Source organism: Peribacillus sp. P4_C12 (genome assembly GCF_056402095.1).
Window position 1 is genome coordinate 1 of sequence record NZ_JBFUIB010000182.1, and the last position, 6,857, is coordinate 6,857.

Sequence of the window (6,857 nt, forward strand, 5' to 3'; positions counted from 1 at the left end):
CCTCACAGCCAACAATGCTTGGATTTAAACAGGGCTATTATTTTTATTTCCGTTTCATAATGCCCGTGTTTGGCAAACTATTCGCTAAAAGCTATAACGAATATTCATGGCTGCAGGAATCTGCGCGCGATTTCCCGGGCATGAAAAAGCTTGAAAGTATGTTCAAACAGGCAGGAATGGAAAATGTCAGTTACAAGGCCCATTTCGGTGGTGTTGCAGCAACACATTTCGGGTACAAGCCTTCAAATAAAGCATAATAGCAATGGACAAAGCTGGGTGAAATGTATGAAATTTAAAATGATGTATTCCTTTTTGAATACAGATTTGCAATTAATAGAAAAAGAACTAGAAGCCGCAATTGAAGCAGACTCCACTGTTTTAAGGGAAGCTTCACTGCATTTACTGCAATCCGGCGGAAAACGAATTCGTCCGGTATTCGTCCTTTTGGGTGCGAAGTTTGGCGATTATGATATTCATGTCGTAAAGCATGTTGCAGCAACATTGGAATTAATCCATACTGCTTCTCTCGTACACGATGATGTTGTTGATGATGCGGACTTACGCAGGGGATCTGCAACTATAAAATCAAAATGGGATAATCGTGTCGCCATGTATACAGGCGACTTCATTTTTGCACGGGCACTAGAAATGATGGCAGTAATTGAGTCGCCGCTTRCGCATCAAATTCTCGCGGATACTATGGTTGAACTATGCCTTGGAGAAATCGAGCAAATTAAAGATAAATACAATTTTAATCAAAATTGGCGGATTTATTTCCGAAGAATCAAACGAAAGACAGCATTACTCATTGCTTCTAGCTGCCAGTTGGGAGCTATTTCAGCGGGTGTCGATGAGAAAATTCATCAAAAGCTATTTAAATTTGGTTATTATGTCGGGATGTCATATCAAATTACTGATGATATCTTGGATTTTACGGCTTCGGAAGAGGAACTTGGGAAACCGGCTGGAAGCGATTTGATTCAAGGAAACATTACTTTACCAGTATTGATTGCGATGGAAGATCCAAAGTTGAAAAGGCTTATCGAAACAGTTCGGGAAGATACGTCTAAAGACGAAATGACCCATATAATCAATGCTATCAAATCTTCAGGCGCCATTGAGCAAGCTGCTAGAATCAGTGACATGTATTTAGAAAAAGCTTTTTCCGAGTTGAAAGGTCTTCCTGCTATTAAAGCAAGGAAAACATTATCTGATATAGCGAAAAATATCGGAAAAAGAAAGTTTTAGGACTTGGAGTTGCGAAACTCATCAAACAATGGTAATATTCTAAAAGGATTGCCTTATATAGGCAAATAACAATGATACATATTAGGAGTGACAATTATGGAAAGAACATTTTTAATGGTAAAGCCTGACGGCGTTCAACGTAATTTAATCGGTGAAATCGTTTCCCGCTTTGAAAAGAAAGGCTTCCTTCTAGCAGGAGCAAAATTAATGGTTATCTCTCAAGAGCTAGCTGAGCAACATTATGGTGAGCACAAAGAACGTCCTTTCTTTGGCGAATTAGTGGACTTCATCACTTCAGGTCCTGTCTTCGCAATGGTTTGGGAAGGTGAAAATGTAATCGCAACTGCACGTCAAATGATGGGCGCTACTAATCCTAAAGATGCAGCAGCAGCTACAATTCGTGGAGATTTTGCAGTAACTGTAGGCAAAAACATCATTCACGGATCAGATTCAGCTGAAAGTGCTGTTCGTGAAATCGGTTTATTCTTCAAAGAAGAAGAACTTGTTGAATATTCTAAACTTGTTAACGAGTGGGTTTATTAATAGTTAGTTAATAAATTTTAAAAAAGCGGGTTCTGTCGCCCTTATGCGATAGTACCCGCTTTTTTTTTTTTTTTTGAATCCTTGACAATTTTAACTGTCACTGGTCGTAAAAACTGTTTTTTTAAGAATTTTCAGCCCTCTCCGATATATAAAGAGAAGAACTACTTAAAACAAAGGGAGTCGTAGGTATGCCTCAAGAATATGAAGAGTTTATTCGAAAAATCAAAATGTTGACAGGCATTGATTTGTCATTATATAAGGAAGGACAAATGAAACGGCGCCTCACTTCACTTTATGAAAAAAGAGGTTATCACTCATTTCGTGAATATTATAAAGACATTCAAACAAGTCCCAACGTTTTAAATGAATTTTTAGACAGAATGACAATTAATGTTTCAGAGTTTTATCGAAACGCGAAAAGATGGGAAGTATTGGAGAAAAAAATTCTTCCCTCTTTATTAGAAGGCCAAAAAAGGTTGAAAATATGGAGCGCAGCCTGTTCAACTGGTGAAGAACCGTACACGATTGCAATGATTTTATCCAATCTTGTTCCCTTAAGCCAGATAGAGATACTAGCGACGGATTTAGATGAGAATGTATTAGCACGTGCGAAATTGGGAGTTTACCCTGACCGTTCCTTGAATGAAGTACCTGCTGATATAAAAAAGCAATACTTTATAAAAGAAGAGGATTTTTATCGCGTTGATGATGAAATTAAGCGAAGAGTCACATTTAAGAAACATAATCTTCTTGCAGATCGATTTGATCAAGAATTTGACTTAGTCGTATGCAGGAATGTTTTAATTTACTTCACTGAAGATGCCAAAAGTCTTTTATATGATAAATTCAGTACGTCATTGAAAAGTGGGGGAGTGTTTTTTGTAGGAAGTACAGAGCAAATATTTAATCCCGGAAAATATGAGTTTGAAACGATGGACACATTTTTTTATAAAAAAAGGTAAATAGTATACAAGGGCTGATAATGCATTCAGTCCTTTTTCGTTTTACTTGCTATGAAAAAACAGAGACTGTATGTCTATGATAAGAGAGATTAAACTATATCGAAAATGTTGAAGAACATGTAAAATAAAATGAAAAGTGAATAAATTCAAACAACAAAGGTTTTTACGTTTTACATATACCCACATTTCATAAAATTGTGGTATATTGATACATATACACTTTAAAGTGCTAAAAGGGGGCTGGAAGATGAGATATTTAACAGCGGGAGAATCACATGGTCCGCAGCTGACTACTATTATTGAGGGATTACCGGCAGGGATGCCGATTACGAATGAGGATATTAATGAAGAGTTAGGACGCCGGCAAAAAGGGCATGGTCGTGGACGAAGAATGCAGATTGAGAAAGATCAGGCTTTTATATCTTCGGGAATCAGACATGGCTACACACTAGGGTCACCGGTTGCTTTAGTTGTTGAGAATGACGACTGGAAACATTGGACTAAAATTATGGGAAGTGAAGGACTTTCAGAGGAAGAAGCTGAAGAGATCAAACGTAAAATTACTCGTCCTCGTCCTGGTCATGCAGATTTGAACGGCGGTATTAAATATGGGCATCGTGATTTAAGAAACGTATTGGAACGTTCTTCAGCCCGTGAAACGACTGTAAGGGTTGCTGCCGGTGCTGTCGCTAAAAAGTTATTGTCGTTATTGGGGATTGAAGTGGCTTCACACGTATTGGAAATTGGTGGAATAAAGGCTGAGCCACCACAATATGAAACAATTCAGCAATTACAGCAAGTTACGGAAGAATCTTCAGTCAGATGTTTTGATAAAAACGTAGAGCAGCAGATGAAAGATGCAATTGATGAAGCGAAACAAAAAGGGGATTCGATTGGCGGCATCGTTGAAGTCATTGTAGAAGGAATGCCAGTGGGCGTAGGAAGTTATGTTCATTATGACCGTAAACTAGATGCAAAGCTTGCAGCAGCGATTATGAGTATTAATGCGTTTAAAGGGGTAGAAATAGGTCTTGGGTTTGAAGCGGCCCATCGTTTTGGCAGTGATGTTCATGATGAAATTGCTTGGGACAAAGAAAATGGTTATTACCGTAAAACCAATCGCCTTGGCGGTTTTGAAGGCGGTATGACAACTGGAATGCCGATTATTGTTCGTGGCGTTATGAAGCCAATTCCTACTTTATATAAGCCGTTGAAAAGTGTTGATATTGATACTAAGGAAGTATTTGAAGCAAGTGTCGAACGTTCCGATAGCTGTGCAGTTCCTGCTGCTGCTGTTGTTGCCGAGGCTGTAGTGGCTTGGGAACTTGCAGCAGCGATTGTTGATCAATTCCCTTCAGATCGTTATGAGCAATTGGCAGAATACATGAACTCTTATCGGGAAGAAGTAAAGGAGTTTTAAACTATGGAATCCATGCAAATAAAAACGGCTTCCAAGCAATATCCAGTTTTAATCGGTAAACAGGCGATTAACGAGCTGCCCGATTTTATAACACATGAATTAAATCAACTAAATAAGATTTTGATTATAACCGATGAGAAAGTAGCTGAACTTCATTTACAAACTGTGAAAAAAGCTCTGATTAAGACGGGAAAACCGGTCCTGCACTATGTTGTACCGGAAGGAGAGCATGCTAAAACGTTTGAAGTGTTTTATGAATGCCAAAGCTATTGCTTATCTCAACAACTTAATCGCAAGTCATTGATTATCGCCCTTGGTGGTGGTGCAGTCGGTGATCTGGCTGGATTTGTTGCGGCTACTTTTATGAGAGGGATTCCATTTATCCAGGTTCCGACGACTCTGCTCGCCCATGATAGTGCTGTGGGCGGCAAAGTTGCCATCAATCACCCTCTTGGAAAAAATATGATTGGGGCCTTTCATCAGCCAGAAGCAGTCATATATGATCTTGAATTTTTGCAGACTCTCCCACTTCAAGAATTACGGTCGGGTTTTGCTGAAGTCATTAAACATTCCTTGATAGCAGATAAAGAGTTTTATCGGTGGTTAAAGTCGAATATTGTTGATTTGAATAATATAACAGATGAGCAATTTTTAACGATGATTACAAAAGGTATTGGCATAAAAGCGTCCATTGTCGAAGAAGATGAAAAAGAAATGGGGATTCGTGCCTTTTTAAATTTCGGTCATACACTTGGACATGCTGTGGAAGGCTCTATGGGATATGGAAACTTTACGCATGGTGAATCCATTTTAATCGGGATGGTATATGCTCTTAAATTAAGCAGTAGAGAACAGGGTCTTGATTTTAAACTTGACGAGTTTATTAATTGGGTATCTTCTTTAGGTTATCAAACAACCATTCCTTTACAACTTGAAAAAGAAACTTTACTTAATTTAATGAAAACAGACAAAAAATCAATCAATGAAGGTGCTACCTTTGTCTTGCTTAAACAATTGGGGTCTCCATTATTAATGGATATAGCCGACTCTGTGCTGATAGAGGAAATGATTGAAATGAAATAAAATACAGGAAATGGGGGAACTGTGTGTGATAAGAGGAATAAGGGGCGCAACAACAGTAGAGAAGGACACAGAAATGGAAGTGATTGCTGCTGTTGAGCAGTTGATGGCAGAAATCATTCGGGTCAACGAGATTGATCCTGATATGGTTGCCTCTGTATTTTTTTCTGCAACGGATGAGATACGCTCTGTCTTTCCAGCCAAAGCCCTACGTAAATTTGAGGGTTGGACATATGTGCCAGTAACGTGCATGCAAGAAATACCAGTAAGCAACTCCCTTCCATCTTGTATACGGGTAATGATTCATGTAAATACAACAAAATCTCAAAAAGAGATACAACATGTTTATCAAGCAGGAGCTGTCGTATTGCGGCCGGATTTGACAAATAAAATATAAGATAAGATTTTAGGAAAAAGAATATGATATACTATTCTCACACTTTCTTACTTTAAAGTGATAAAAATATAGAGGTGAATGACATGAAGTGGAATGATGCGGTCCTTTCGTTGAAGTCTTATCAACCTGGGAAATCAACCGATGAAGTAAAAAAAATGTACGGTCTTGAAAAAATCACGAAATTAGCTTCAAATGAAAATCCTTTTGGTTGTTCTGAAAAGGTCAGAGAAAGCGTTAAGAACTCAACCCATTCTTTTGCTATCTATCCGGATGGATATGCAACATTGCTTAGAGAAGCTGTTGCAAAGCATACAGGTGTAAAAGAAACACAGCTTATTTTTGGAAATGGGTCTGATGAGAACATTCAAATCATTTCTAGAAGCCTATTGGGAGCTGGTAAAAACACCGTCATGGCAACAGGCACGTTTTCGCAGTATCGCCATAATGCTACACTTGAAGGCGCGGAAATCAGAGAAGTTCCTCATATTGACGGAGCACATGATTTAGAAGGTATGCTAAAAGCGATAGATGAGAACACTGCTGTTGTCTGGGTTTGTACACCTAATAATCCAACAGGAAAATACATTCCGGAACAGGATTTATTAACATTCATTGAAAAGGTACCGAATGATGTTCTTGTCGTATTGGATGAAGCCTATTGTGAATATGCAGTGGCTGAGGATTACCCGAAAACAAATCAATGGATCAATAAATTTAAGAATTTAATTATACTTCGAACATTTTCAAAAATTTATGGTCTTGCCAGTTTTAGGGTCGGGTACGGATTGGCAGATGATGATATTATTCAGAAGCTCGACCCATCCCGAGAACCATTCAATGTCAATACTTTCGCACAAAAGATTGCTATTGTTGCTCTGGAAGATCAAGCCTTCATTGAAAAGTGTAATACTGAGAACCAAAAAGGACTCAATCAATATTATGAGTTTTGTAGTAAGGAAAATCTAGCTTATTACCCATCACAAGGTAATTTTATTTTCATACATTTCAAACAGGATGCGGATGTAGTATTTCAATATTTGCTAGAGCGTGGATACATTGCAAGGTCTGGAAAATCGTTCGGTTTCCCGAACAGTCTGCGTGTAACGATTGGTTCAACAGAAGAAAATGAAGGAATGATTAACGCTATCAAATCTTTCTTAAATGAAGATGCTACGCCTTCTAATTCCCTTCTTTAATCGTTTCAGCA

At 38.3% G+C, this 6,857-nt stretch carries 8 protein-coding genes; all 8 read left to right on the forward strand.

What is annotated here, in order from left to right:
• On the forward strand, positions 1 to 257 hold a 257-nt coding region (locus AC1DUW_RS17920), incomplete at its 5' end, for a class I SAM-dependent methyltransferase (protein WP_477643110.1).
• Between the two features lie 28 nt (positions 258 to 285).
• Entirely contained in the window at positions 286 to 1,248 is a 963-nt protein-coding gene (gene hepT / locus AC1DUW_RS17925; protein ID WP_477643111.1) for a heptaprenyl diphosphate synthase component II, read from the forward strand.
• A 96-nt stretch (positions 1,249 to 1,344) separates the two neighbouring features.
• Positions 1,345 to 1,791: a nucleoside-diphosphate kinase gene (ndk, locus tag AC1DUW_RS17930; protein ID WP_034308008.1), complete on the forward strand. Its 447-nt coding sequence runs from the start codon at positions 1,345 to 1,347 to the stop codon at positions 1,789 to 1,791.
• Positions 1,792 to 1,979: 188 nt separating this feature from the next.
• Positions 1,980 to 2,753 (forward strand): CheR family methyltransferase, encoded by a 774-nt coding sequence (locus tag AC1DUW_RS17935; RefSeq protein WP_053346778.1) that lies wholly within the window; start codon positions 1,980 to 1,982, stop codon positions 2,751 to 2,753.
• Between the two features lie 247 nt (positions 2,754 to 3,000).
• Positions 3,001 to 4,173, forward strand: a complete 1,173-nt coding sequence (aroC, locus tag AC1DUW_RS17940; RefSeq protein WP_053346777.1) for a chorismate synthase — start codon at positions 3,001 to 3,003, stop codon at positions 4,171 to 4,173.
• Positions 4,174 to 4,176: 3 nt separating this feature from the next.
• Positions 4,177 to 5,256, forward strand: coding sequence for a 3-dehydroquinate synthase (aroB, locus tag AC1DUW_RS17945; RefSeq protein WP_053346776.1), 1,080 nt, complete (start codon positions 4,177 to 4,179; stop codon positions 5,254 to 5,256).
• Between the two features lie 25 nt (positions 5,257 to 5,281).
• Complete coding sequence (aroH, locus tag AC1DUW_RS17950; RefSeq protein ID WP_223305474.1) at positions 5,282 to 5,650, forward strand: chorismate mutase; 369 nt, start codon at positions 5,282 to 5,284, stop codon at positions 5,648 to 5,650.
• 83 nt (positions 5,651 to 5,733) lie between these two features.
• Positions 5,734 to 6,846, forward strand: coding sequence for a histidinol-phosphate transaminase (gene hisC, locus AC1DUW_RS17955; RefSeq protein WP_053346774.1), 1,113 nt, complete (start codon positions 5,734 to 5,736; stop codon positions 6,844 to 6,846).
• The last annotated feature ends 11 nt before the right edge of the window (positions 6,847 to 6,857 follow it).

Excerpts from the sequence above, each read along its gene's own strand:
- ndk (WP_034308008.1), top strand. The coding sequence starts at position 1,345 with ATGGAAAGAACATTTTTAATGGTAAAGCCTGACGGCGTTCAACGTAAT.
- AC1DUW_RS17935 (WP_053346778.1), top strand. The coding sequence starts at position 1,980 with ATGCCTCAAGAATATGAAGAGTTTATTCGAAAAATCAAAATGTTGACA.
- aroC (WP_053346777.1), top strand. The coding sequence starts at position 3,001 with ATGAGATATTTAACAGCGGGAGAATCACATGGTCCGCAGCTGACTACT.
- aroB (WP_053346776.1), top strand. The coding sequence starts at position 4,177 with ATGGAATCCATGCAAATAAAAACGGCTTCCAAGCAATATCCAGTTTTA.
- hisC (WP_053346774.1), top strand. The coding sequence starts at position 5,734 with ATGAAGTGGAATGATGCGGTCCTTTCGTTGAAGTCTTATCAACCTGGG.